This is a genomic window from Paenibacillus sp. SAF-068, from assembly GCF_051967555.1.
Classification (GTDB): Bacteria; Bacillota; Bacilli; order Paenibacillales; family Paenibacillaceae; genus Paenibacillus.
Genome location: NZ_JBQCJX010000001.1, coordinates 60,889 through 86,822, shown reverse-complemented (window position 1 = coordinate 86,822; position 25,934 = coordinate 60,889). Strand labels below are relative to the sequence as shown.

Sequence of the window (25,934 nt, the reverse complement as noted above, 5' to 3'; positions counted from 1 at the left end):
CAACCGTTCTTTGGCAATGACTTGTATGTTTAACATGGATTACAGCCCCAGCTTCTGCCCTTTCTCCAGCCGCTGAATCTGTTGCTCCCCGGTATCCGCAAGTTCACGGAACTGCGAGATAGTCTCCCTCATTCTCGGCAGAGCCTCCTGTTTATAAAGACTAATCGAATCGAGCGCGGACAACACATCGGTGAACGCCTGTTTCATCGTATCCACGGAGATACTGGCTTCATAGGCCTGCTTCTGAATGGCAATTCCCTGATCTTTGAGCATTTTGGATGTACCCGCGATCAAATCGTTGGTTGTCTGGTTTAACAACTCAATCTTCTGCAATACAATCTTCTGGTTATAGAGAGCACTCGCTACCGTAACGGCAATTTTCAGTGCCGAGATCGTTACATTTTTCGCCCGGTCTACCCCGCGAATCAGTTCTTTGTTGTTACGAATGACGACTTCAATCGCCATGATTCCCTGTTGGTTCACGACCAACATTTGCTGCAGATCCATGACCCGCTGACGGAGCGGGAACAATACTTCTTCTGTAATAAAACGGACTTTCTCGGGGTCCTCATTGCGGACTTTGGCCGCTTCAATCTGGCCATCGATGGACTCATCCATGAGCACGCCAAGCTGGATTTCCTTTTGCAGACGCTTGGTGAGTTCTCTCAGGTTCTGTTGTTCAATCTCCAGCGTCGTATTGTCGTTACGCAGGGTGGATCTGCCTTTATCCAAGGAGGTTACGATGTCAGCGATGACTGCGTCGGCCTTCTGGTATTTCAGGAAATAGGCGCGAAGCGGATTGAACAATTTCCCGAGGAAGCCGGTTTTGGCAAAGTCGACCACGCTCGGGTCGAGATCCTTCAGTTGCATATGCAGCTCGGTCAAGCCCTTGGCGACCTGACCGCCCTCGTCTCCCGTCTTGGACAGATGTCCAACGGAGACTTGAAGCAAGGCGTTTTTCTCGGAAGAGGATCTCATCGTGTTCATGCCAAAGCCGTCAATGGATTGCAGAATCTCTTTGCGCTTCTCCAGGGATTCAAGGTCCAGTGTCATGATCATTTCCACGTTGGCATTGGCCACTTGTTGAAGCTCCGCGACCTCGGCGGGCACGGGTTTCACCTCTTCCTCAATCACTTTCTGAATTTCCTTCTGACTCGGTATTTCCATTGAAAATGACATCTAAGTTCCCCCTTTAAATTTACATCTGTACGTTAAACAGGTTCCCGATCTTGTACACGACATCGTCGGTATCGGCATTGATGCTTGCCGCTTCGTTAATGCTGGAGATGCTCTCGAGAGCTTTAATGTCCGCGTTGTATCCAATCGTATAGATTGGCACTTGGTACGTCTCGACCAGGTCCCGGATATCCTTCAGGGTATGACCTTCATTGGTCTCGCCATCACTCAGGACAAAGATCAACGGCTTCACATTCGGATTAGCAGCCTTATAATCTTCCAACATTTTCATTGCTACCACGATCCCGTCAAACGTCGCCGTACCGCCTCCTGCTTGCAGACTATCCACTGTTCCAACAAACATGGACTGCTGGTTCGTATCATACTTGGCAATCGGCAGATTCACAGTTACCCCGCTGGAGTAAGAGACCAAGCCAATACTGTTGTCTGTACCCAGGTACTTCTGACCTTTGCGCAGGGACTCCTTCAGTCGGTTAAGCGGTTCGCCGTCCATGCTTCCGGATACATCGGTCACGAACACCGCGGCAATCGGTTTGCTGCCGTTCTTCTTCTCTTTCCAGACTTTTTGCGCGGACAGCAACGTGCCGCCATCCACTGTAGCCAGTTCGGATTTGTAATCCTGCAACCCGTTGAAGCCAAACTCCTCTGCCGATTGTTGGTACTTCGCCTGAGTGACGAATTCCGCAAACTTCTGGATTATCTCCTGTTTGTTCTGCGGCAATTGTCCCAATGCATACAGAGGGCTGTCATGTCTCACGCCAAAAGGTGTAAAGACATAACCACTCTTCAGATCAGCGGTGTTCACATACGTCTGGTATTCGAGTACAAAGGCATCCAGTCGACCTGACTTGGCCGCTTCCCGCATCTGAATGGTTGTCGAGGCTGTAAACGGTACATTTGTCTGGAACTTTTCGAACCCCTCAATCGCCTTCTCCCCAAGCGGGTTGGCGCTATCATACGTATTCAATGCAGTCACCAGGAAGTTCAGTCCTGTGGAGCTGGCAAATGGATCGGTATATCCCATCGCGAGTTCATTATTGGCAATGGCTTCGGTTACGGTTTTTACATTCACGGAGCCGTACGTATCAACCAGTGCATCGTATTTGGCTTTGGAGATGACAATCCCCGGAACGTTCCCGACCAATCGTTCGGACACCATCTGCGTCTTCACTCCACTGGCTTCAACCATCTCGCCCCACAGTTCATTGGAAGGTGTGAATGCATCCGGTATATACTTGCCCGACTTGATATAATCGGTAGCTGTTCCGGAGGCAATATTGCGGATTTTGACGGATACCTGTTTGCCACCAACGCTGATATTGGCTTTGTTGAACTCCTCACCCACCTCGGTTAACCAGCCGTCTACTCCGCTGCCCGACTTCTCTGGGGAAGAGAAGATTTCGACGTAATCATTTGTTGTATTCTCTACAGCAATTGCGAATTTGGAGATATCCGGCAGTGATTCCGCCACGTCGACCGGATCGAGATCAATCTGTCCTTTGACCGGCTCCGCCGTCGCTGGCGCAATGTCCGCATACAGTTTCCCCAGTTCCTTACCTGCGTTCTCTGTGCTCACCTGTGTGGTCGACTTGCCAAAGTTCGATGTTAGTGTAATTCCTGCATAGACCAGACCAAATACGAGTACCAGCATTACAATCGATATGAAAAAAAACTTTCCCTTCTTGGCCATACGAGCAACCCCTCACTGTCTGTATAATTTGGTGTGCTTGATTAACTGATCAATCTCCTGCATACAAGGCATCTGTTCAATATCTCCGGCTTCGAAGCTGTCGAGGCGTGAAATCTCCAGTAACAACTGATCCAGCTTGAGCAAAACTTCCTCATTGGTGTGTAATGCATTCTTCACATAAGACAAATAATCGTTGTATACCTTGGTTTTTTCCTGAAAAAGCTTCTGGGGTATGCTTCCGGATTTGGATTTCATCATGTTGGCGTAGTCGGCTTCATCGAATACATTCAACCGATTCAGTACACTACGAATGTTCAGATATAACAACTTCTCTACTTCCAGCGTAACTGAAGCGAATTTCTTGTAGCTTAGTTCACCCGGATCAAACCGCTGATGAAGCACATTCAGCAGTGTTTCTTTCTTCTTTTTCATCCGGTTCAGTTGGGACAGCCCCAGCGTAATATCTTCTTCGAGAACTTTGATGCGTCTATAAAAAGATAAGGCTTCCACATAATCTTCATGTGTTTCGATATGCTTCACGGGCAGGACTACCGGCTGTCTGAACAGCAAGGTGTAACTGCCATACAGGAGTCCCATTGCACTGCCGAACAACAGGGTAACGGATAGCGCGGTTGTGAATGCACCTTCCCCGAAATTCAGCCCGACAAAGCCGGGTGAGAATGCCAGAACATTCACGGCCACGATACCGAGGATTAACCCCAGCAATTTTATGTACTTGATCATGTCCAATCATCCGACCTCCTTTCATGTTATATATTGGTGCCTCATGTCGTAATTTTCCTGATCAACTTCTTCTTATTGTACATGATGTTAACGCTCTCAGGTGGATAACATTGGATATTTGGATACTCATACTATACGTGGTTTGGGCTCATCCCATTTCATATTTTCAGGGACAACGTGGAACTTGGCAGGAAATAATGTGGTCAATCCATACCAAGTGAGTTTTATAAGACAGCAGATTGTGGATAAGAAATGTTATCAGGTAATACGTGGAAAATAGCTAGGCGTGTCATTTTTTATATAAGACTTGTCTAAAAAAGAGTCATGCAATGCAGGGTTCACAAGAACCCCCACACCATATATTAAAACTACAAACACTACTGACATAAAAAAGGACGAACCGGAGATCATCCGATATCGTCCTTTAACCTTTGTAACCCGATGCCCAACGACACAAAAGGCTTCGTCTTCTATGCTGCGCTGTAATCCCCAAAATTCCGTTGTCTACAGATAACGAACTGAGGTGAAGCTACTGGGTTATTTCAGCAATTTCTCGAAAGTGTAACGAACCTGAGACACGTTATATTCGCGTATTAGGTGTAAAAACGTGGCATCTCGCCCATCTCGAATGAAATAGCATCGCTGAAATTCGTTACATTTTCCACCTCACCCATATGGCTCAATTAAGGCGTGTACGGTTCGTTGAATTAGAAAACGGCTACTTTATTGTGCCCTCTGAAATAGACATGTATCGTTCCCATGCTTATCTTCTGTGGCCTTATTACGAAAAGAGGGATTCTGGTTTGCTTCGCGTAGTGCGTACCTCTACAACTTTCCCGGCACAGCCATTGTCACCCTCCGCCTGGAACACGACCTTAACGCTGTCTTTTCCTGATGTAACGGTCTCAGGAATATCATAGGTCACATAGAATACGTCGCCGATTTTGTTCATATGAATTCGCTGCTCTCCAATGAGTGTGCCACCTACGGTAATGGTGAATTGTCTGTTGTATAACGTGCCTTCTCTTTCAAAAGGGGTATGATCTCCACCCCAATAGGCTACGCACAGATAATTGGATGTAGCCTGATCCACCGCCAGCTGATAACTGAAGTAAGCCCCACTAACGCCAAAAGCCTCCCGCCACATATGCAGCTTGTTACGGCTATCGGTATACGAACCGTTATGATGTTCCCCACGGCAGTTGCTATCCAGTTGATGTCCGATCTCATCTTGCTGACCGTCAGCCTGGACCCTGTCGATCGTGATATCGTTCAACTCTTTCTCCAGCGCATCACCTTCATCGTTAAATGGCCAATACACGGTATAAAATTCATGGTGCACATCATAGAACGGAATAAGCTTCACGGGTTCGCCCGTTGACGTGACATCCTTGCCAAGTTCAAATGTTAACGTATCTGCATCTACGACCTTGATCCACTCTCGCACATCCTCCTGCTCCGTCCAGATCACAGGTACGGGTGCAGTCTTGGGATTCAATGCTGTTTCGTCCACAATCGTATCCTCGGGCAGACCCTCGCTTCCCAGTGCACCGGCGAGTACAATCGGGCCGTACAGGATGCTACCTTGTGCGCATCATCCCGGGCAGTGTACTGGCGAAGTGACATCGGCAGTGTGATGGTAATGACATCGCCCGCTGTCCATGTGCGATCGATGGAAAGATAGCCGGGTTCCATCCGTGTATACGGATGTTCCGTCTCCCCATTGACGGTTGCCGTCATTGGCTGTTGCAGCCATGAGGGCACGCGTAATCTTAGATGTGCCGAGGCGCTGCCTCCGGTGATCGTCAGGGTTACCTTTTCCGAATAAGGGAAGGCGGTTTCGAGCTTCAGGGATATTCCCTGAGACGTCCAATCCAGCTGGGAAGCGATATACAGGTTGACGTACAGGTCCTGTTCATCCTCAAAATAAATCGCCTCGGCATATTTGCCCGGGTTCTCCATGCCTGATCCTGTGCAGCACCACCAGGCGGTATCGTGTGTTCCATAGATTTTGTAGTGGCCTTGCAGCGTTGATGCAAAATACGTTTTGTTCCCCGTATCGGGGTCCTGCGTGCCGAGGATGTGATTATAGATGGCGTTTTCATAATAGTCCATGTAGGCGCTATCAGGATTCCAGGCGAAGAGTTGTTTCGTCAGATGCATCATGTTGTGAGTACAGCAGCTCTCTCCTGTTTTGATACCAAGACTCTCCATGCCCTTCGCTTCGTAATGCTCCGAAATGCTCGTCGCTCCAAATACGTAAGAACGATGATGCACCGTAGTGTCCCAGAAAAATTCTGCTGCTGTCCGATAACTCTCACGGGTATAGTCCTGATTGTAAATTTCAGCAGCACCGATTACTTTGGGAATCTGAGTATTGGCGTGTTTGCCTTGAAGATCGTCCTGCTTGTGTTCCAAGGGTCTCAGGATCAATTGATGGGTAAACTTATTGGCGATCTCAAGGTATCGGGCTGTCCCTGTCATCCCATACAGTTGTGCAAAAACCTCATTCATGCCCCCGTGCTCACTCTGTAGCATCGTCTGGATCTGTTCTTCCGTCATGGTCTTCAGACCTTCTACTGCCCAGTCCGCGAACCGTGTTACCACCTCTAGTGCCTGTCCGTTGCCAGTGAGTCTGTAGGCGTCAATCAGACCACGATAGATTTTGTGCACACTATACCAGGGAACCCAGTACTCCCCGATGTTAAATCCACCAATATGTTCGGCGCGGAATGCGATGCGGAACGCTTCTTCGGACAAACCGCCGATGTATCCACTTCCCGTGGTCTGCTGGATTCCCGCAAGTTCGGTGACCGCATAATCCAGTGTTTCTTTTAACGTCTTATTCCCGGTTGCCTGATACGTCACAGCCAAGGCCGACAGATAATGTCCAAGGGAATGTCCGCTGATCGTACGAGCCTCCCAACCCGCGTATCGTTCTTTTCGGGCAGGTAACCCATGAGCTTCGAAGCATGGAGCCAGGAAGCGATCAATATCCAGCGATAACAGATAACGCTCCCCAACCTCTTGTGATGCTTGGAACACGCCATCTAACAACTCTACATGTTCCGGTCCCAGAAATCCTTTTTTCGTATCAATCATGACACTCACTCCTTCACGAGATGTAATAGACAGATTTCCACTTGTATTTTCATTGATATATCCAGAGGGGTAAAATCCGTGTTCTGTCCCATATGTTCTATACTCAAAAAGCCACTTCATCGCTTGAATATCCCCATATTATCAAATAAAATATAATAACATCAGACTCATAATCCAAGAAAAGGTGGATAAATCCGTCCTATGCAAAAGCCACTGGAACATTACCTGTGCGGCAAGTTCATATCCGACGGCAACTGGAGCCATATGAGACGCAGCATGCCTGTTCACGAGATCATTTTGATGCTGGAAGGTGAGATGTACATCGCGGAGGACAACGAAAAGTACGTGGTTCGTGCCAATGATCTGTTGTTTCTGCACGCCGGTCGTACCCATTACGGCTACCAGATCAGCGACACCCCCGTCAGCTTCTACTGGGTTCACTATGATGCCAAGTCGGCAGAATTCAATCGGTTTAGGACACATGCCACCATTCAGGTGCCTTCCATGGCCAATCAGTTATTCAAGCAATTGCTGCATGTGTCCTCCTTCTCTCCCGAGGAAGCCGACGCCGCTTTGCTACTGTTGCTCAGAGAACTGGAACGCAATATAGAAGCCGATTATCGCCCGCATAATGCGATTGTGGACCATATCTGCAAGTGGGTCGATATTCATCTGCACACGAACATCACCGTGAGTCAGATTGCAGAGAATTTTAATTTTAACAAAGACTATATCTCCAAGATGGTGAAGCGCGAGAAAGGTACCGGACTCAAAGCCTATATCCTCACAGAACGTATTCGCCGGGCGAAGCAGCTGCTGCTCAACACCAATGCCAGTGTTAAAGAAATTGCCGGACAGTGTGGCTTCTCCGACTACAAGCTGTTCCTGCGCATGTTCAAGCAATACGAGGGCAATACGCCAACCGAATATCGCAATCATCTGTATTCCACACAACTCAATCGCTAACGCGCTTTGATCTATAGAAATGACTGAGTGAACGATAGAAAATTTGAATGAATCGAATTGAATACGTTATGGTAAAATGCAAGAAAACTTGATTTCATACTTAACCCATAAGAGAAGAGGAATTATAAGATGACAACGGCTGCCGTTACCATTCTTTCTGCCACAGAAACAGATCATCCAGAGATCGTAGATATCCTTGTAGCAAGTTATGCCGAGTATCGGGAGACATTTGAGCAAAATGAACGTTGGGAGGCCTACTTAAAAGACATCAGAGAGTCTGTGGTTAATCCGTACCTGACACAATTGTGGGTCGCCAAGATTGATGATCAGATTGTCGGTACCGTCCAATTGTTCGAAACAGCGCACAAGGCCTATCCAAACTTTGAATTGCCCATTGATTATCCATTTATTCGACTATTGGGTGTTGATCCAAGATGGAGAGGCCACGGGATCGCCAGAGCATTGCTCCAGCAATGTGTGGAATCTGCCAAAGAGATGGGCAAAAATACGGTGTATTTATATACGGGCGGTCAGATGGTCAATGCCATCCGTTTATATGAGCGTTTTGGATTCTATGAGGATAAGGAATTCAGCTCCGAGAGTAGCGGGGGGAAGGCGATTTGCTACCGCTATGATTCCTAGCATTGGGTATTAGCGAACCGCGACCGCGATCAGCGGAATATGATTCATGAAGATAGCCAGTGAAAGATGCGTGTTCTGCTTAAATAACGCGAAAAAGACCATTCATGCGAATGAACGGTCTTTTTCGCGATCTAAAATTTATATTTCAATTCCGTTGATATGAAGATCTATCCTCGTTAGTGACGAGCCTTTAGCCGCCAATCTCCACCAAAATCTTCGCATGGCTCTTGTCGCTCATCAACAGCTCAAGCCCTTCCTGCACGATGTCATCCAGTTTGATCTTCTTGGTGATGACCTGTTTTACATCGAGAGATCCTTCCGCAATCAATGAGATTACTTCAGGGAAAATGTGACGATAGGCCAGCGTCGCTGTCAGATTCGCTTCCTTCACCAGAAGATCAAAGAAGTTCACTTGGAGCGGATTAGGAATTGCGGCGATCACAACAACTTCTCCACCTTTTTTGACAACTGCAACGGCACTGTCCATTGTTGGTTGTACTCCCGCTGCTTCATAAGCCACATCGATGCCGCCCGATTGTTGCAAAATCACTTCGGTTGCATTGACTTTGGCACTGTTCACCGGGATCGCTCCCAGCTTGGCTGCCAAGTCCAAACGTTCCTCAAATACATCGACTGCATAGATTTCAGATGCTCCTGCTGCTTTGGCAGACAGAATGGTCAATAATCCGATTGGACCAGCTCCGTACACAGCTACCTTGTTGCCCACTTTCAATTTGCTGTGTCGAACCGCATGAAACGCTACTGCCGTAGGCTCTACGAGGGCACCTTCTTCGAAAGTTACGTTATCCGGGATGGGATGAACCATGTAAGCTTCAACAACAACATACTCCGCAAAACCACCATCACCATTCAGTCCAACGAAACCAAATTGAGTACATTGATTGTAACGACCCTGGATACAGTACTCACATTTTCCACAGTGGTACAATGGCTCTACCACAACTCGCTGCCCTACACTGATACCGCTTACATTACTACCCAATTCACTCACGGTTCCTGCAAATTCATGACCCAATGTGAGCGGCGCTTTCTGTCCTGAGAGCGGATGATTCTCGCCTTCCTGAATCCCCACACCATGATGATAGGCATGCAAGTCACTGCCGCAGATACCCGCATATTCCACTTTGATTTTGACTTGTCCTGCTTGAGCAACCGGAATCTCGCGATCTTCAACACGAACATCTTTATGGGCATACCATACTGCTGCTTTCATGAAGTTCATCCCCTTTATATGATTGTCTATATATTATATCGCTGTTCATGTATTATTCATATTTATAGATACTAATGTTAACATTAGTTGTATTAATGCTAAACGGAGATGAAATCATGAATCTGGAACAGCTCGAATATGTCGTTGAAATTGCGAAGACACAATCATTCTCCGCCGCCTCGGAGCATCTGCATGTCACACAATCGGCGATCAGCCAATCGGTTCATCGTCTGGAGAAAGAATTGGGTATCATCTTGTTCGAACGTTCGCGGCAGGGAACTCACCCTACTCCCGAAGGCAAACAATTCATTGCCAAAGCACTGGACATTTTGCAGCGGATTGATGAATTGAAATCCCTGAACGCAGAAGCCTCCTCTCTTAGCGGAGAGCTTCATGTGGCTACTTTTCCAAGTGTCATGCCCTATCTTGTTCAGTCTGCTGCAGATATGAAGCGTGAGCACCCGCTACTTAACATCTCCATTGAAGAGAAAGGGTCCATGGAAATTATCGAGGATATTCGCAATAACAAGACCCATCTGGGCTTTATCGCGATCTATGCCAAACAATTGCGGGAATTCGATGGACTTCACTTCAGTCCCATGTACTCGGGTAAACTGGTAGTCGGTACACATCACCTGTCTGAACTTGCCAAACACAGCCGTGTTTCACCTGATCAATTAAAAGAACACAAGCTGGCACTCTATCGAGATGGTTTCATCGAAGACTTCATCAAGGAATTCACCTATGATCATGGATCTCTGTCCATTCTGTTCAAAACAAATAATTCAGAAGCCATCAACATGGTGTTAAGAAACGATATTGCCGCCACCATTGGTCACGACTTTTCCTTTCACCAAAATCCATTATGGAAAGAAGGCATGGTGAAGATGGTGGAGATCGCCGGAATTGATCAACCCAAAATGCAAATTGGCTTCGTGCAGACGGAATCCAAGGAGGCTGCCGTAGCCGCGGAACGATTCGCCCGACGCTTCAGACAGGCGATAGAGCTGGATCATCTATAAAAGTGAAATGAAAAGCAAAAAGTGCTCCACCTGTCTGAAGAAAGTTTGGGATACACACCAACTTCTCCAGGAACGGAGCACTTTTTTTGCATTACGTCGGTACACGGGCTATACAACAAACTAGGTTCTTTCCCGCTGCCTCTTGTGTGACTATGGCTACTGCTTGCTCAACTATAGAAACTATACTTTGACTTTGCGTACGGCTTCACTCATCTCGTTGGTCTGCTGCTCCAGCATGGTGGAGGTCTGAGCCACCCTGTTGAACATGGCCGACTGTTCACGCATCAAGCGATAGATTTCATCCGAATGATCCGACACCCCGGCTGAGATCTGGGAGATCGTATTGACCGAGGCAGCGGCTTCTTCCGATCCTGCCGAGATTTCCTCTGCCGCAGCGGAGACTTCCTGAATGCGACGAGTCACCAATTGAAACGCATCCACTACATGGGCGAATGCTTGCTCCGCTTCAGCAGTAATCGTAACGCCTTGTCCAATTTCGGTTGCGGTAACCCCCATCTGTGAGCCAATCTGTTGTGATTCTTGTTGAATGCGAAGTAACAAGTCAGAGATCCGTTCCATGGATGTGCTCGAGGCCTCCGCAAGCTTGCGAACTTCATCCGCCACGACCGCAAAACCTTTGCCATGCTCTCCTGCATGTGCTGCCTCAATGGAAGCATTAAGCGCAAGTAGCTTCGTCTGACTCGCAAAATCACGAACCGTGTGCAGGGCACCACCAATTTCCTGGGAGTAGTTGTTCAGCACCTGAACCATCGCTACAACTTCTCCTGAAACATTCGATATGCTCTCCATCTGTGTTCTCATCAATGTCATGTTCTGTTTACCCGACTCTGCCGTAGCCAGTGCACTTGTTGCCGCATCTGACACTACCATCGAGGATTCGGAGATATCCGTTATGCCCTTTGCAATCTCTTCCATTGCATTTGCGCTATCGCTTGCACCCTGCTTCTGCGTATGTGCCCCTTGCCTGATCTGTTCGACAGATTGGTCAACCGTCTTGCTCATCTCGAGCATCTCTTCGGTACTGCGATTAAATTCTTTCGTTGATTCCGATAAAATATCTGTCGTTACTGCCACGCCTTCAACCATGTTACTCACAATCTTATTCAAGTTACCGGACATATGTATCATCGCCTGATATGTGGTTCCAATCTCATCTTTGCTTTTCAAACGATACGACGTCAGAATTCGGTTGGCTTCTGCAAGCTCACCCTGTGCCATAATTTCCACACTCGCCTTAAGCGGTTGAAGTGGTCGCAGTCCTCTCACGATAAACCACATGACAACGACAATGCCTATAAGTGTAATTACAAGCAGCAAAGCATAGAAGGGAATGCTCGACTTCATAATATCTGACTCAATGCTTCCAATCACCGATACCGCCGTATCGATACCAATGACACCTGTTACAGCGCCATTACTATCGAGCATAGGAGCATAAGAGGAAATATAGTCTCCATACTCCTCGTTGTTAATGATTGAAGAACTGGCTGTTTGCCCCTGCAACAGCTTCTGTACAGCCTCCTGTGGAATATCTGTTACTTCATTAATCGGTGAGGCTTTATCTGCATCCTTCATGCCGTCCACCATAATAAGCGGCGTACCTTTGTCATCTATTTTGACGAAATAGACATACATTGCACCGATACTTACGCGAAAATCATCCAGTTCATCCCGAATCTTCAAGAACGCGTCATTCTCCTTGGGATCCTTGGCAAAGTCAGCATAAGATGCAGTATCCAGCTGATTCACATAACTCTGAGCAATCTGGATATTGTAACTCGATATGGCCTCCTGCGCAGCCAGCTTCATATTAGCCACCTGTAACAGCATACTGCCAGCGGCTATAATCGTAATGACCAATGTAACGACTGCAACAATGCGTACAACCAAACGTTTTCTAAAAAAACCGATCATCCGCTCCTCTTCCTCTCCCGTGAATCCAAGCCTTTTTGACTAGGCACTACCCAAAAAACGCATGCTTGAAGCACTATGTATGGGAAAATAGTATACGAATATGTCGAATTAGGCAAGAAAATATTGGGTTAGCATAAAAACGCTATCATGGCTGTGGTAGCTTTGAAGAATGGAACTGTATTCTAACTTCATTTCGGAGGATTCGTATCGGTTCCTTACGGGGAAAAAGATAGAAAAAACACCTCGGCACAAGCGCCGAGATGTTATATTGTTCTACATTTGTATACTATCCACTCATGCTAAACTGTTCGTCCATTCGTCTTTCTGAATCGAATCAGGGACCAGATCACCAGCAATGCGAGCACGGCCAGACAGATGCTAATGCTGAACCGATTGCCTGCATCAAACACAAACATCACTGCAATGACACTGAGACACAGCACCACAACTCCGGTTATATAAGGAAATCCCCAGACTTTGAAGGTTGGTTGAACCGGATATTTCTTCCGCAGCTTCAACTGTGATGAGGCAATACAGATCCACACCAGGATGACCACAAATCCCGGAACTGCAAGCAATACGCGGAACAGTTGATCCTGCGCGAACAGGCCAAGCATGGAACCTCCGAGCAATACAACGGCGCATACCAGCAAAGTATTAACCGGGCTGCCGTTACGATTCGTCTGTGACAATGCTTTCGGTGCTTCCCCACCCACTGCCATGGAGTGCATCATCCGGGATGCACCATAGATCCCTGAATTCGCAGCCGACAGAACTGCCGTTACCAAAATAAAGTTCATAATGTGCGCTGCTCCAGGCAGTCCCGTGGAGGCAAGTACCTGTACAAACGGACTGCTCTCCGGCCCGATCTCATTCCAGGGAATGAGACCACAGATGATGAGAATCGGCAAGGTGAAGAACAGAATAATTCTCAGCATGAAATTGCCCACGATTTTGGGCATTACTTTTTCGGCATTTTCCGTCTCCGTCAAAGTCAGACCAATGAGCTCCGATCCCCCATAAGAGAACATGACTACAAGCAGTGCCGAGAAGATCGAGGACCATCCGTTCGGGAGGAACCCGCCTGCTTGCGTATAATTTTGCAGATAAGGAGTGTTATCACTCGGGATAATGCCAAAGATCAACCCTGCACCCAGGAAAATAAAAATGATGATCATGGCAATTTTGATCCCCGCCAGCCAGAACTCAAATTCACCGAACACACCTACACTGAGCAGGTTAACCAGTATAATGAACGCCGCACAAGCCAGACTTAGCATCCACAGCGGTACTTCTGTGAACCAATACTGCAAAAAGCTCCCGGCGGCGATTACCTCAATGACACACACCGATAACCACAGAAAGCAGTACATCCATCCCATAACAAAGGAAACTCTGCTACCGAATGCTTCCTGCACGAAGTCTTTCATATTTTTGTTCTTATACACCGTAGCCATCTCCGCCATCGCGGCCATAACCACCAGCAGCAATAATCCGGCAAAAATGTACGTGACAATAACGCCCGGACCTGCGAGTCCAATCGTCTCTGCACTGCCTTTGAAAATTCCGGTTCCAATGACACCACCCATAGCCATAAAACTGATGTGTCTTGGTTTAAGCTTCTTCTGTAGTGTTCCTTCTGTCTGAGCCAATTCAAATCCTCCTGATGTAAAAAACGTCTGTACTGCTGTCTTGTTTCATAGACATAATGTCCAGTATACCCTATTGTTCATCAATCAGCCCAGTAGTTCCTTATGGCCAATTCATCCCAAGCATATACGGACATAACCTATGTTTTATACCCCACAATGGCATGGAGCAATCTGTATCCAATCCAGGTAAGCACCACAGCAATGACGGGACAGCACACCAAGACAGCAAACAGCGGATTCATATGATCCAACTACCAGTAAATCATGCATGTCTCCCTCCACCCTCTTCATAGCAAGGTTCAAGTTGCATCATTGCGTGTATTCTACACTTCTTCCAACTTAAAAAATGTACGATATGTTGCAAAATAAAAAACCAGTGTCCTGTAAAAAAACAGAATACTGGTTTCTCATGCAAATCCATTTAGATTGTTTTCGTCATAAACGTACTGTTTGGGTCCAATATATAATCCGCGAAGGGTTCGCAGTACTCAAATCCGAAATCCTCATACAACTTCCGTGCCGGGATAAATGAATCCATTGAACCCGTCTCCAGACTAATTCGCTTATAGCCACGCTCTGTGGCAACCTCCAGAATGTGATCCAAAATTTTTCTCGCTACGCCTTTTCTCAAGTGGGCTGAAGCCGTGCGCATCGACTTCAACTCTGCATGCTCTGGATCAAGTTCTTTGATAGCCCCGCAACCGAGCAAGTCTTCCCCTTCCCACGCACACCAGAATGTAATTTCAGGTTTCTTAAGCCCATCCAGATTCAACGCATGAATACTCTCCGGAGGCGAATCCGCTGCCATCCCTTGCAAGTGCTCCGCGATCAATGCCTTCACTTGTACTCCACTCAAATCATCCACTTTGATCTCCAAAACGTACCACTCCCGCCGACATTATTATTGGTTCTATCACTGAATGTATATCGATGATTTCATCTTACTACCGTGTTAGGTTTCATGACAAGAGCATACTTACATGCACTGAAATGTTCTATTGTGATCCACCTATAATTTCCAGTATGATGAGGCTATCAGATGCCAAAAGGAGACCCCTATGACACTCACAACGGACAACCTGTTTTATAGCAAACGATTGAAAATGACGCCGCCACGTCCTGAGGACGTGCAGACGATGCTGCAATGGAACGAAGACCCGGAGTACCTTCGGAATGTGGATACTGATCTGGCCATTCCCTATTCAGAGAAACAGTTGGAAGATGAGGGCGAGACAAAGAACAAGGAAGTGTACTTCAGACTGCGCACGCATGGGGAGGATACGCTGATTGGTTTTGTCGTTATCCACAGCATTGAATGGAATAACCGCTGCGGACAGCTTGCCATTGGCATCGGACTTGCCAAACATCGCAACAAGGGATATGGCACGGAAGCGTTGAATCTTATTTTACGATATGCGTTCCACGAGATGAATCTGGACCGGGTTGGTCTCGATGTCATCGCCTACAACGCCAAAGCGATTCGCTCCTATGAGAAGGCTGGTTTTCAGTTGGAAGGACGGGCACGTTCAGCTGTATATCGTGATGGTAAACGTTACGACCGCTTAATGATGGGAATCCTAAGACCAGAGTGGGAAATACACAATCAGATCCATACGGAGGGTGAACATGCATGACTAAGAATGTAGAAGTTACTGCGTTTATTGAACAGATTCAGATCCCCTGGCAAGTACAGGTTGCTGAACAATTGCGCCAGTTAGTGCATGACACCATCCCTGACGTGCAGGAACGTGTGCAATACAAGAAACCTCATTTTTTGAAAAATGGAAAGTACGCTGCGGTCATCTCTCCATCCAAACAAGCCGTGTCCTTCACCATCTTTCATGCAACCGGACTTGATCTACCCGATGGGATATTTGAAGGCCCGGAAGAACGCAAAACGATCAAGCTCAAGGAAAAAGATACACCGGATTATGAGTGGCTGGCTGGACTGCTGAAGCAGGCATCTGCGGAATTGTAGACGGATGTAGCACAGATAGCCCCTTCCATCCTGCGCAAGGCAAAATAAAGGGGCTTCCCATGAAGTCCAAGAACTTACGGGAGGCCCCTCTGTTATTGTTTGTCTGCGACTGTCATTTCAACCGATATAGCCTGTTATATTACTAGTTAAAATGACTGTTTATAATGGCTTATAATTATAGCTTTTCACCATCAGGATTGCTGGTATGATACGGCGGTCATCTGACACGGCTCACATATGAACATGTAGTACATACCCTCACCGTATTCCTCAACCTCTCCCCAATCCAGTTGTGCGACAGCCTTCATTCTCGCGGAACAGCTTGGACATGTTGGATACTCTGCATCCTGAACCCATCCTGGATGGCCTCCGACCTGAGATAACGATGGCTCCATCGCCCACTCACTGGCATGGAATGCATGACGTGATGCATCCGCAATCCGAAACTCCAGTCCAGCATCCGGTGCAAGTTTACCATAGTCGTCCAGGTCAATCTCGTCCATTCCCACAGGCATGACGTTATGTGAACTCCATAACGGTTCCCCTCCTGCGTCCAGCTCCATGTAAACCACACCATAACTGCTGCATATCAGGCAAGTCTGGATCTGAAGTCGCTCGGCATGCCAAGACACGTCCCACAGTGCCGGATGCTTAACATCCAGATTAATTAAGGTCGTTAACGCTCCACCACACCATGGACAACAATTGGTGCTCGGAGTTAGCATCGAGAGTGAATCCCCGGATATTGCCACGTTAGTTGCTTCACTCTCTTTTACTTTATAGTCTTTTACTTTATAGAGTGAATAACTTGGGGTGATGAATAATTCCCTGCGTTGCCCGTCTTTTGTAAGTTCCCAACCAGCTTCAGTGGTGTAATGCTCAGGTGCCACGTACAATTCACTCGCCCAAGATGGCGGAGACTGTCTCCATTGCCGGAACTGCTGCACGACTTCATCGTCCCCGATCTGGGCCAGCATGAGCAATATGTGGTTCCGATTCTCATCATCGGTGCTCACCTGCTGCAAGAGTCGATCTCGCACTTCTACCGGAGCACTCTTATACAAAATCGCAGGATAATAGATCTCCTGTTCGAGCAGCTCAGGGATTTCGACGCTCAACGATATATCATGGTAGCAAACGAGGTATATCAGGATGTCTTTGCCGATATCTTCATCACCTGCATGAATCCGTTGCATCGCATAATCCTTCATCTGATCTTGTTGCTCTACAGACAGGGAAAGATATACTTGTTCCTCGGATTGCTCATAGGGTACATAACGAATTAGAGGATCGCGTACCTGAGGTTCATGCATGATTTTCAAAACTTCGACCGGGTCTGTGATATCTGCATACAAGTTCACATCACGTCGATTCGCTTCAATGTACCTCTTGCGCTCCTCGCGCTCCATCTCTTGCTTGCAAGGCATGCAATACCCACTTGTTCTGGCAGCCGTTGCTGGCAAAATGGTATTTGGACACCCTTCACGTATACACGGAATCCGTTCTGTCATTTTTCCACCTCCTCAAAAATCCATGGAAAACACGCCACAATGTGACGTGTCTATTCCTTACTCCATATGTCTTCAATGCTGCCTGTCTCGTATTCGCATCTGCAAGAATACAGATCAGTGATGTCCTAACTGGTCCCTGGTGAATTCGTAAAAGGCTAGCGCGTCTTCACTGCTGGCAAAGCCTGCCTGAGCCATTTTTTCACTGCCTCCACCTTTACCCTGGTAGGCTCCAAGATTGCCTTTGAAGAAAGGTCCACAAGCCCATTCGGGCGGCTGTCCGTTCTGTGCCAGAACCACTTTGGCCTCTGAGATACTGGCAAAAAGTACAAGACCTTCATGATCTGCCGTCAGCTTGGCAGCCAGGCTCTGCATATCCTTGAGCGATTTGTCTTCAAAGACCTGAGCAATCACCAATCCTTCGCGAGCAGCCAGAAGTTCCTCCGCATAATAGGCATCATTGGTTGTTTTCACTGCATTCAGCTCGGTTTGCAGCTGCTTTTGCTCCAGTTCCATTTTCTCAATACGCTCCAGTAATTCGTCCTTGCTCGTCTTTAATTTAACCGTAATGTTATTCAGCACATGTTGTGTGGATGTGAATTCATTCAGCGCCCTTGTTCCACATTTGAAATAAATGCGAGTGCCGCCTTTCACTTTTTCCGTTTTCAGCAGTTTGATGATGCCGATCTCACCTGTCGCCGATACGTGCGTTCCGCCGCAGGCGTTATACTCCACACCCTCGATCTCGACGATGCGAATGTCCTCCGTCACCGTAGGCTGCTTCACCAGCGGCAATTGTGTAGCCTCTTCTGCCGTAACCCAGGAAGTGTTGATCCGAGCATTACGATAGATCTGGCGATTCACTTCTTGTTCAATGGCGTTCAATTGATCCGCTCCCAGTTCAGCCGAAACCACATCAATCGTGTCATACTCCGTGCCAAGATGGAAACTGAGCGTCATTGCTTCAGCCAGCTTCAACGTCATTGCCGATAACAAATGCTGACCGGTATGCTGCTGCATATGATCGAATCTTCGCTCCCAGTCAATCTCACAATGTACTTCAGTTTGTTCAGGGGCGCGTTCCAGCTTATGCCACACCTCGCCATCTTCAATATTCACATCCAGAACAGCGATGCCACCAATTTGCCCCAGATCACACGGCTGTCCGCCCCCATGCGGGTAAAAAGCAGTCTCCGCCAGTGTGACATATATACCATCTTCCTTGTCCACTCTGCCTGTAACCGTTGTATGCCACTCTCTTGTATAAGCAGAGTCATAATAGATTTTTTGTGTCATTGAATCATCCCGATCCCTTCTCGTTCAAATGGGTTTTCATAATCTCCAGATTACACTATCTGGAACCGTCAAGCCAATTTATGGCATACAAAATTGCTTTCCATATCCAAAATAACGCTCTGTGAGCGAAATACCTTACGAACAAGAAAGAAAATTTTGCTGGAGCATTCTCGGCATTGAATAAAAAAAAGCAGAGTGAATAATCACTCTACTTTCTGAAAGCCATTTTAACAAAAAAAATTCCATTAAATTCTTGTAGCTAATAGATCGCTATCGGTCCATAAGGACCCTCAATAATTTCAATTTTTGTGTCAAAAATATCTGTTAAAATTTCGGGGTCCATCACTTCTTCTACGGTTCCAAAAGCGGCGATTTGTCCATCTTTCATCGCACATATTCGATCCGAGTATTTGGCTGCAAAATTGATATCATGCATAACCGTCAGAATGGTTCTACCAAATTCATTAGCGGCATATCTCAAATGCTCCATCATTCGGACAGAACGAGCAACATCCAGATTGTTCAGAGGCTCGTCCAAAAGTACATATTCCGTCTCCTGACACAAAACCATTGCGACATAAGCCCTTTGCCTTTGACCACCAGAAAGCTCATCCAAATATCTATTTTCCAGATCAGTTAAGTCTAAAAAATCAATATATTTAGAGATAATTGCTTCATCCTCATCCGTTAATCTTCCCTTGGAATAAGGAAATCGACCGAATCCAGCAAGTTGTCTGACGGTAAGCCTTGTGACAAAGTGATTCTCTTGTCGTAAAACCGTTACAATCTTGGCCAGATCCTTTGATTTGGATGTGGAAACATCCATATTGGCAACCTTAATCTGACCTTCATCCAAATCCAAAAGTCTTCCGATCATCAGCAATGTCGTCGACTTCCCCGCACCGTTTGGTCCGATTAAAGAAGTAAGACCGGCTTTGGGTATATGAATATTCAAAGGGCCGATCTCTACCTCGGCTGCATAGGACTTTTTGACATTATTGATCTGTATCATAAAGAACCCTTCCTTAATATCACAATTAAAAATGTTAGTCCGCCAACCAATTCTATAATGATGGAGACAACACCTTGGGCATTGAAAACATGATTCATAATAAAGTATGCACCGGTTAAGATCACAAACCCTATCGCAAGAGCCATTGGGAAAACATATCTGTGATCATAGGTTTGCGCAGCCTGATAACTCAAAATCGCAACTAAAAATCCATAGAATGTAAGTGGTCCAACCAAAGCCGTCGAAATGGCCATCAAGATAGAAACGAGGACCAGCGTATAAATCACACCACTTTGATGTTTAGTTCCCAAGGAAGTCGAGACATCCTTACCCAACGACAATACATTTAGCCTCTTGGCATTAGCAAGCAGCAGGATGGCTGCAATGATGACGATAGGAATCGCAATCGGGAAGTAGGCCGAGTCCGCATTATTCACGGAAGCAAACATTCTTGCCTGCAAAATATCAAACTCGGACGGTGCAAGAAGTCTTCTCATAAAAGAAGATACGGACCTCAGCCCGGTCCCAATGATAATACCGACCAGAAGCAAAAGTTGTAAATTGCCGTATTTTCCGGAAAGCAGCCATCCATAAAGGATCAGACACATGATGACCATTGCAGCAATCTGATATAAAAAGGAATCAACACCGCTAAAATTCACAAATACCGTCGCGCCAAGGAAAAATATGGTGCTCGTATGAATGGTTGAATAAATAGCATCAAACCCTAAAAGGGACGGAGTTATAATTTTGTTATTCGTAATGGATTGAAAAGCAACTGTTGATAAACTTTGGCAAATTGCAGCGATCAGCATCGAAACCACAGCAACTACCCTTCTTGTAACGACAGGTATAAAAGAAGGCGAAGACACCGGAACCGGATTGTTGTAAACCAGTAATCCCACTGATGCAGAAACGCCCAGAACAATCAATGTTATCAGCAAAATCCAATAACGCTTTTCTTCTTTCTTGGTACGGAAGGCTCTAGCTGATCTTTTTTTAGGAAGACGGCTAGAATCGATTTCGATATTTAGTGGATTTCTACTTGCTAAGTCGCTCATCTTATCCTCCTTGTTGACCGCCTTTGTCTTAATAAAATGACAATGAATACGACGGCTCCCACTGTTCCAAGGATCATCGAGACAGGTATTTCAAACGGCATGATAATGACACGAGACAGGATATCACACACAATGATGCTGCCCATCCCTAATAAGCACACCCAAGGCAGATTGCTCCTGAGATCGTCACCCCTAAACATGGAAACTATATTGGGGACAATTAACCCTAGAAAAGGCAAATTCCCAATGACAGCTGCAACGATTCCAACGGCTAGTGAAATAAGCGCAGTACCCAAAAGAATGATCCTGTCATAATTTACGCCAAGACTGGTAGCGACATCCTCCCCTAGTCCGGCTAATGTTAGCCGATCAGCAAAAACAAAAATAAGAATAGTCACCAATACAATAAGCCATAAATATTCATACCTGCCAATTTGCACAGATGAAAAGGAGCCCGCAAACCAGCTTTCAATATTTTGAGTCATCTGGAATACAAGTCCCACGAAAGTTGAAAATGCAGAAATGACCGCTCCAAGCATCATCCCAATAATGGGGACAACCAGAGATGAACGGAGTTTAACTTTCTTTAAAAACATAAAAAAAATCATCGTTCCTATAAAAGAAAAAATGATTGCGCCAGTCATTCTTAGCGTTAAACTCGGGGCAGGAAAGACCAAATAAATAAACATGATCCCCAGACCTGACCATTCCATCGTTCCTGTTGTCGTAGGTTCCACCAAGCGATTCTGTGTAATAAGCTGCATGACCAGTCCGGCCATTGCCATGGCGGCACCGGTAAGCATTAAGGCAACAGTTCTTGGGACACGCGTAATGAAGAACATCTCCATTCCATCCGCTTGTCCTCGTATGTCATAGACTCCAATAAGCAGAGATGTAATGCCTAAAATAATAGTGGCTATAATCGCAATGATAAAAGGTATGGTCCATAGCTTTTTGGGATTATGACGCTGGGGTTGAGAATTCCCAACCCCAGCTATTTTGGGTATTAAATTTTTCTGCACTGCAGCATACTCCTTTTTACTGTTTAGCTAAAGCTTTCGTAAGGTTGTTAATCAACTCCATGAAAGTTTCGATGGATTCATTGGTGTACGTGTCGTTTGGAGCATAAACGATTTGTTTTTGAGTAATAGCAGTGGTGTTTTTCAGAGCAGGTGAGTTATCAATAACGTCCTGAGCTGGAACGGCACCATCTTCAGCAGATACAGCTGCATCCCGATCCAGTACGAAAATCCAATCCGGGTTGCTTTGGGCGATCGCTTCAACAGAAATATCATCACCTTGATGATCAGAAGAAGATTTGTCCACTTCTAGAGCCGGAACCCAGCCGAAAATATCATACAAAGGTCCCCACACACGTCCAGTAAGAGGAGCCGAGAAACCAATGTTTCCACCAGAAACGACAACACTCATAATCTTATCTTCTCCGTTATAAGCGGCCTTGGCTTCTTCAATAGCGTTATCAAAATCAGCAATCAGTTGGGCAGCTTCTTCTTGCTTCTCAAAAATTTTCCCCAAATTGGTTGTTGCATCTTTAAGGCCATTAACAAAGTTCTCTCCAGGCGATGCCGTTTCTTCAAGCTCAATGTTAAGATCAATCACTGCTGCATTAGGCACCAATTTTTTGATGTCTTCATAGTAACTAGCAAATCGTTGACCAACAATGACAAGGTCAGGCTGAATAGATGCCAATAGTTCAAGATTCGGTTCGCGATGATTCCCAATATTTTGTACCGATTCATCCGCCACATATGGTGAATCCGCAGGCATTACATCCTTGGGTGCTGCTGCCAATTTGACGCCCCAAGTGGACAGCGTTTCAAATGTTCTGTTATCCAGTGCAACGACCTTCGTTGGGTTTACAGGCACAGCTACGGTTCCATGAGCATCCGTAATTTCAACTGTTGTTGCTGTAGCTGTAGTAGCAGCATCGGAAGTTGCAGCCTCTGTATTCGCAGTATCCGTCGTAGCAGGTTCATTACTTGAACAAGCTGCCAACACCACAGTTAAAGCTGCAACCATGATAAACATTAATTTTGAAGAAATAGACTTTCTCATTTAGTTGATATCCCCCTAGATTTATGAAATTTGGATTTCAACACAATCGATTGTGTTGAATAAACTCAGTATCATTTACCTCCTCAAGCGTAATTTAGAGAATCATTTTAACCCCTTTTCACTGTAATGATGAGTGACAAAAACAACAAATGATAGTGATTATCAATATCAATAGATTATATTATAGCAAGTTAGAAGGCATTTTCAACAACCTATTTGTTTTAATTCATGACAAAATGATGAAGCAAATATTCTATTCTATGTATTTACATGCATAAAAATCGACATTTTATAATGATGTACATTGAACAACATGTACTCATCTTAATTCCATTTATTGAGTGACGGCTTGATATTACCAAACGTATATTGTAAATTAAAAAATACACTTTTATTGGTTACAGTAAAAATGAATCAAAGATGTGGAAGGATATATTCAATGGATATTTATCTTAAGTATTTTTTAATCGGTCTTGCCATAGCCATGCCTGTTGGAGCAATTACAGTAGAAATGACAAAGCAAGGATTGAAAAATGGGTTTATTCACGGATGGGCAGTCGGTATTGGTGGCATGACGATCGATATTTTACTTATTCTCGCTTTGTACTTCGGCTTTGCATCCGTACTGGCATTGCCGTATGTTCAAACGCCTCTCTGGATCGTAGGTGCAGGATTCCTCGCATATCTGGGTTACGATTCAATTAAGAATGCCGACAAAGATATTACCCCGGCAGATGAGAAGACTCAGAAATCATTTTTTAGTACATATCGAAACGGTCTGCTTGTTGCGGTATCACCTGGCAATTTGGTATTTTGGGTTTCCGTATTTGGTGCAGTTCTTTCCCAATCCTATAGTTCTTCCCACTCAGGAAGCTTTGCCATTGCAGCATTTGGAGTCATGAGTGGTATTTTAATTCATGACTTAGGGCTGTTGTCCATTGTTTCATTAACAAGAAAAGTAATGAGTCGCCAAATGATACGCTGGGTTTCGGTCATTGCTGGAATAATGCTGCTTGGGTTTTCTCTATACTTTGTGTATGAATTTGTAGTTGGTCTCACTCATTTATTTTGAGGATTAGATTCTACATGAATCTGGTCCTACTTTTCGTTAACCGTGGGCAGTTTAACTTAGGCCGACTGTGTTTCTGCTTACTCTTTTTAATTTTAAAACAGCCAGTCGCCTAAGTTTAATTGGGGACGGGCTGTTTGAGGCGACTTGGTTTATGCCAGTGGTACAAAAATTATTAAGTTACTCATATGAATGCAGCATAATTTTCTTCTAATTTAGAAGCTGTCATAGCGCCTCCGCCTAGTTGATACAAATTATCACCTTTTTTCAAGAAAAGCGTTGGGTAACTTCTCGCTCCAAGATTGCCGGCAGTTACGAATTCTTGCTTAACAAGATCTCGTGTCTCTGGATTTATTATCCCTTCGATCACTTTCTGCTCATCCAGATCAAATTGTTTTGCAATATCTTGATACGTATCTATATCACTGAGACTTTTACCCTCGTAGTAAAATGCTCGCTGCATTGCAGATGCTAAGTACACTGCTTGTTCTGGTGCCATGGCACGTAAAGCGGAAAATCCAATCGCCGCTGCCTCACTATCCATAATAAATGTACCGTCATTTAAAAGTTTATTGTAAGGGACACCAAACTCCGCGCCAGTAAGTTGGCCTATCCGTTGGTTGGCTTCTGGAATATGTGGATATGCCTCCATTGCTTGGCTTCGATCACCTATAAAAAGACCACCCGACAACACGTCGATCGGTAATTCTAAATGGTTTTGATGGAATTCTCGTAAGCTTTTCGAGAATCCATAACACCAGCCACAGTAAGCATCCCACACATAGATAAGAGAAATATCCTTGTCATTCATGCTTCACAACTCCTTTTAAAATGCATAAGATTCAATCCTTGAATCTCCGTTTATCGCTCTCCAACTATTGAAAATCGCAAGTTTCTATGTTTCGATTGTTTAATTTCATCAAAAAATTCAATGCACCAGCTTGTATACAAAATTTAGAATGTTCTTGCAAGATCTTTCGCTCTCTCGATGGCTTGTTCTTTAATCTCTTGTGCCTTATCCGCAGCTTTATTATGTCCTTCTACAAACAGTCCTTCGAATGAAGGTACTCCGAAGAATTTCATGATGACTTGAAGGTGACGATGTCCCATTTCAAGTTCATCCGCAGGACTGTCAGAGTAAAAACCACCCCGTGCCTGAATATGAATCGCCTTTTTATCAGTAAGTAAGCCAATAGGTTGACCCTGTTCAGAGTAACGGAAGGATTTACCTGCCACAGAAACAGCATCAATATAAGCTTTCATCACTGGGGGATATGAGAAGTTCCAGAAAGGGGTAACGAACACATACTTATCTGCAGCGATAAATTGATCGGATAATTCAGCTAAGCGTTTTACTTTCTCTTGTTCATCGCTTGAGAGTTGCCCAAATTCAGTTCCTGAGCGCAATTTTCCCCAACCACTAAAAACATGTGCATCAATCTGAGGAATATATTCTTTGTACAAATCAATGTTCACAATCTCGTCTCCAGGATTAGCGTCCTTATACGAATCAATAAATGCTTTACCTACAGTCAGGCTATATGATACGGACTCATCAAGAGGGTGTGCGGTAATAAAAAGTACTTTGGCCATTGTTATCCATCCTTTAATTTTTATTTCGTTCTGTTGTAACAATAATAGTTACAACCAATGAATGTAATAATGATTGTTACAACTTAACTTGTCAACGCCTAATTGTAAATCCTGTCTAATCCACGTGATGATAATTTCATCGTGTTTTGTGATCCTC

The 25,934-nt window shown here is 45.4% G+C and carries 23 protein-coding genes; 6 read left to right on the top strand and 17 right to left on the bottom strand.

All coding sequences use genetic code 11. The features are described from left to right. Window positions 1–39: 39 nt before the first annotated feature. The 5 genes from ACTHPG_RS00365 to ACTHPG_RS00345 all read right to left on the bottom strand — a co-directional run bounded on the left by ACTHPG_RS00365 (window position 40) and on the right by ACTHPG_RS00345 (window position 6,733). The gene (locus ACTHPG_RS00365) at window positions 40–1,179 is read right to left on the bottom strand and encodes a toxic anion resistance protein (RefSeq protein ID WP_440387065.1); all 1,140 of its coding nucleotides are present in this window, start codon (window positions 1,177–1,179) and stop codon (window positions 40–42) included. Between the two features lie 19 nt (window positions 1,180–1,198). Continuing rightward, entirely contained in the window at window positions 1,199–2,887 is a 1,689-nt protein-coding gene (locus tag ACTHPG_RS00360) for a VWA domain-containing protein (protein ID WP_440387063.1), read from the bottom strand. Window positions 2,888–2,899: 12 nt separating this feature from the next. Beyond that, window positions 2,900–3,631 carry a hypothetical protein gene (locus ACTHPG_RS00355; protein ID WP_440390056.1) on the bottom strand — a complete coding sequence of 244 codons (732 nt, stop codon included), beginning with the start codon at window positions 3,629–3,631 and terminating at the stop codon, window positions 2,900–2,902. A gap of 781 nt (window positions 3,632–4,412) precedes the next feature. Then, the gene (locus tag ACTHPG_RS00350) at window positions 4,413–5,144 is read right to left on the bottom strand and encodes a DUF6805 domain-containing protein (protein WP_440387061.1); all 732 of its coding nucleotides are present in this window, start codon (window positions 5,142–5,144) and stop codon (window positions 4,413–4,415) included. After that, complete coding sequence (locus ACTHPG_RS00345; protein ID WP_440387059.1) at window positions 5,126–6,733, bottom strand: beta-L-arabinofuranosidase domain-containing protein; 1,608 nt, start codon at window positions 6,731–6,733, stop codon at window positions 5,126–5,128. Before ACTHPG_RS00345 ends, ACTHPG_RS00350 begins: the two co-directional genes overlap by 19 nt. 201 nt (window positions 6,734–6,934) lie before the next feature. Here ACTHPG_RS00345 and ACTHPG_RS00340 point away from each other — a divergent pair, with 201 nt between their 5' ends. Together ACTHPG_RS00340 and ACTHPG_RS00335 are read left to right on the top strand one after the other, a co-directional pair. After that, a complete protein-coding gene (locus ACTHPG_RS00340) occupies window positions 6,935–7,699 on the top strand; it encodes an AraC family transcriptional regulator (protein ID WP_440387058.1) in 765 nt (254 codons plus the stop codon). Between the two features lie 129 nt (window positions 7,700–7,828). Further along, a complete protein-coding gene (locus ACTHPG_RS00335; RefSeq protein WP_440387056.1) occupies window positions 7,829–8,341 on the top strand; it encodes a GNAT family N-acetyltransferase in 513 nt (170 codons plus the stop codon). Between the two features lie 190 nt (window positions 8,342–8,531). On the opposite strand, the gene ACTHPG_RS00330 is transcribed toward ACTHPG_RS00335, so the two are convergent. Continuing rightward, window positions 8,532–9,575 carry a 2,3-butanediol dehydrogenase gene (locus ACTHPG_RS00330; RefSeq protein ID WP_440387054.1) on the bottom strand — a complete coding sequence of 348 codons (1,044 nt, stop codon included), beginning with the start codon at window positions 9,573–9,575 and terminating at the stop codon, window positions 8,532–8,534. A gap of 116 nt (window positions 9,576–9,691) precedes the next feature. Between ACTHPG_RS00330 and ACTHPG_RS00325 the strand changes: the two genes are divergently transcribed. Continuing rightward, on the top strand, window positions 9,692–10,597 hold the full coding sequence (locus tag ACTHPG_RS00325) for a LysR family transcriptional regulator (protein WP_440387052.1): 906 nt from the start codon (window positions 9,692–9,694) through the stop codon (window positions 10,595–10,597). Window positions 10,598–10,777: 180 nt separating this feature from the next. On the opposite strand, the gene ACTHPG_RS00320 is transcribed toward ACTHPG_RS00325, so the two are convergent. The 3 genes from ACTHPG_RS00320 to ACTHPG_RS00310 form a co-directional block, all read right to left on the bottom strand. Further along, a complete protein-coding gene (locus tag ACTHPG_RS00320) occupies window positions 10,778–12,532 on the bottom strand; it encodes a methyl-accepting chemotaxis protein (protein WP_440387050.1) in 1,755 nt (584 codons plus the stop codon). Between the two features lie 299 nt (window positions 12,533–12,831). Further along, window positions 12,832–14,184 carry an amino acid permease gene (locus tag ACTHPG_RS00315; protein WP_440387049.1) on the bottom strand — a complete coding sequence of 451 codons (1,353 nt, stop codon included), beginning with the start codon at window positions 14,182–14,184 and terminating at the stop codon, window positions 12,832–12,834. A gap of 421 nt (window positions 14,185–14,605) precedes the next feature. Beyond that, window positions 14,606–15,061: a GNAT family N-acetyltransferase gene (locus ACTHPG_RS00310; RefSeq protein WP_440387047.1), complete on the bottom strand. Its 456-nt coding sequence runs from the start codon at window positions 15,059–15,061 to the stop codon at window positions 14,606–14,608. A gap of 181 nt (window positions 15,062–15,242) precedes the next feature. Between ACTHPG_RS00310 and ACTHPG_RS00305 the strand changes: the two genes are divergently transcribed. Beyond that, window positions 15,243–15,818: a GNAT family N-acetyltransferase gene (locus tag ACTHPG_RS00305; RefSeq protein WP_440387045.1), complete on the top strand. Its 576-nt coding sequence runs from the start codon at window positions 15,243–15,245 to the stop codon at window positions 15,816–15,818. Next, window positions 15,815–16,162, top strand: a complete 348-nt coding sequence (locus ACTHPG_RS00300) for a DUF1801 domain-containing protein (RefSeq protein WP_124117325.1) — start codon at window positions 15,815–15,817, stop codon at window positions 16,160–16,162. Before ACTHPG_RS00305 ends, ACTHPG_RS00300 begins: the two co-directional genes overlap by 4 nt. A gap of 191 nt (window positions 16,163–16,353) precedes the next feature. On the opposite strand, the gene ACTHPG_RS00295 is transcribed toward ACTHPG_RS00300, so the two are convergent. From ACTHPG_RS00295 to ACTHPG_RS00270, 6 genes are all read right to left on the bottom strand, one after another. Continuing rightward, a complete protein-coding gene (locus ACTHPG_RS00295) occupies window positions 16,354–17,673 on the bottom strand; it encodes a DUF1963 domain-containing protein (protein WP_440387043.1) in 1,320 nt (439 codons plus the stop codon). Window positions 17,674–17,787: 114 nt separating this feature from the next. After that, a complete protein-coding gene (locus tag ACTHPG_RS00290; protein ID WP_440387041.1) occupies window positions 17,788–18,966 on the bottom strand; it encodes an alanyl-tRNA editing protein in 1,179 nt (392 codons plus the stop codon). Window positions 18,967–19,225: 259 nt separating this feature from the next. Further along, a complete protein-coding gene (locus ACTHPG_RS00285) occupies window positions 19,226–19,978 on the bottom strand; it encodes an iron ABC transporter ATP-binding protein (RefSeq protein ID WP_440387039.1) in 753 nt (250 codons plus the stop codon). Continuing rightward, on the bottom strand, window positions 19,975–21,039 hold the full coding sequence (locus tag ACTHPG_RS00280) for an iron chelate uptake ABC transporter family permease subunit (RefSeq protein WP_440387038.1): 1,065 nt from the start codon (window positions 21,037–21,039) through the stop codon (window positions 19,975–19,977). The genes ACTHPG_RS00285 and ACTHPG_RS00280 overlap by 4 nt, the downstream gene beginning before the upstream one ends. Continuing rightward, window positions 21,036–22,046, bottom strand: a complete 1,011-nt coding sequence (locus ACTHPG_RS00275) for an ABC transporter permease (protein WP_440390055.1) — start codon at window positions 22,044–22,046, stop codon at window positions 21,036–21,038. The genes ACTHPG_RS00280 and ACTHPG_RS00275 overlap by 4 nt, the downstream gene beginning before the upstream one ends. A gap of 31 nt (window positions 22,047–22,077) precedes the next feature. Continuing rightward, the gene (locus ACTHPG_RS00270; RefSeq protein ID WP_440387036.1) at window positions 22,078–23,115 is read right to left on the bottom strand and encodes a siderophore ABC transporter substrate-binding protein; all 1,038 of its coding nucleotides are present in this window, start codon (window positions 23,113–23,115) and stop codon (window positions 22,078–22,080) included. Window positions 23,116–23,554: 439 nt separating this feature from the next. Between ACTHPG_RS00270 and ACTHPG_RS00265 the strand changes: the two genes are divergently transcribed. Further along, the gene (locus tag ACTHPG_RS00265; RefSeq protein ID WP_440387034.1) at window positions 23,555–24,187 is read left to right on the top strand and encodes a LysE family transporter; all 633 of its coding nucleotides are present in this window, start codon (window positions 23,555–23,557) and stop codon (window positions 24,185–24,187) included. 181 nt (window positions 24,188–24,368) lie between these two features. On the opposite strand, the gene ACTHPG_RS00260 is transcribed toward ACTHPG_RS00265, so the two are convergent. Next, a complete protein-coding gene (locus ACTHPG_RS00260) occupies window positions 24,369–24,995 on the bottom strand; it encodes a DsbA family protein (RefSeq protein WP_440387032.1) in 627 nt (208 codons plus the stop codon). 143 nt (window positions 24,996–25,138) lie between these two features. Beyond that, complete coding sequence (locus ACTHPG_RS00255; RefSeq protein ID WP_440387030.1) at window positions 25,139–25,777, bottom strand: FMN-dependent NADH-azoreductase; 639 nt, start codon at window positions 25,775–25,777, stop codon at window positions 25,139–25,141. Between the last annotated feature and the right edge of the window lie 157 nt (window positions 25,778–25,934).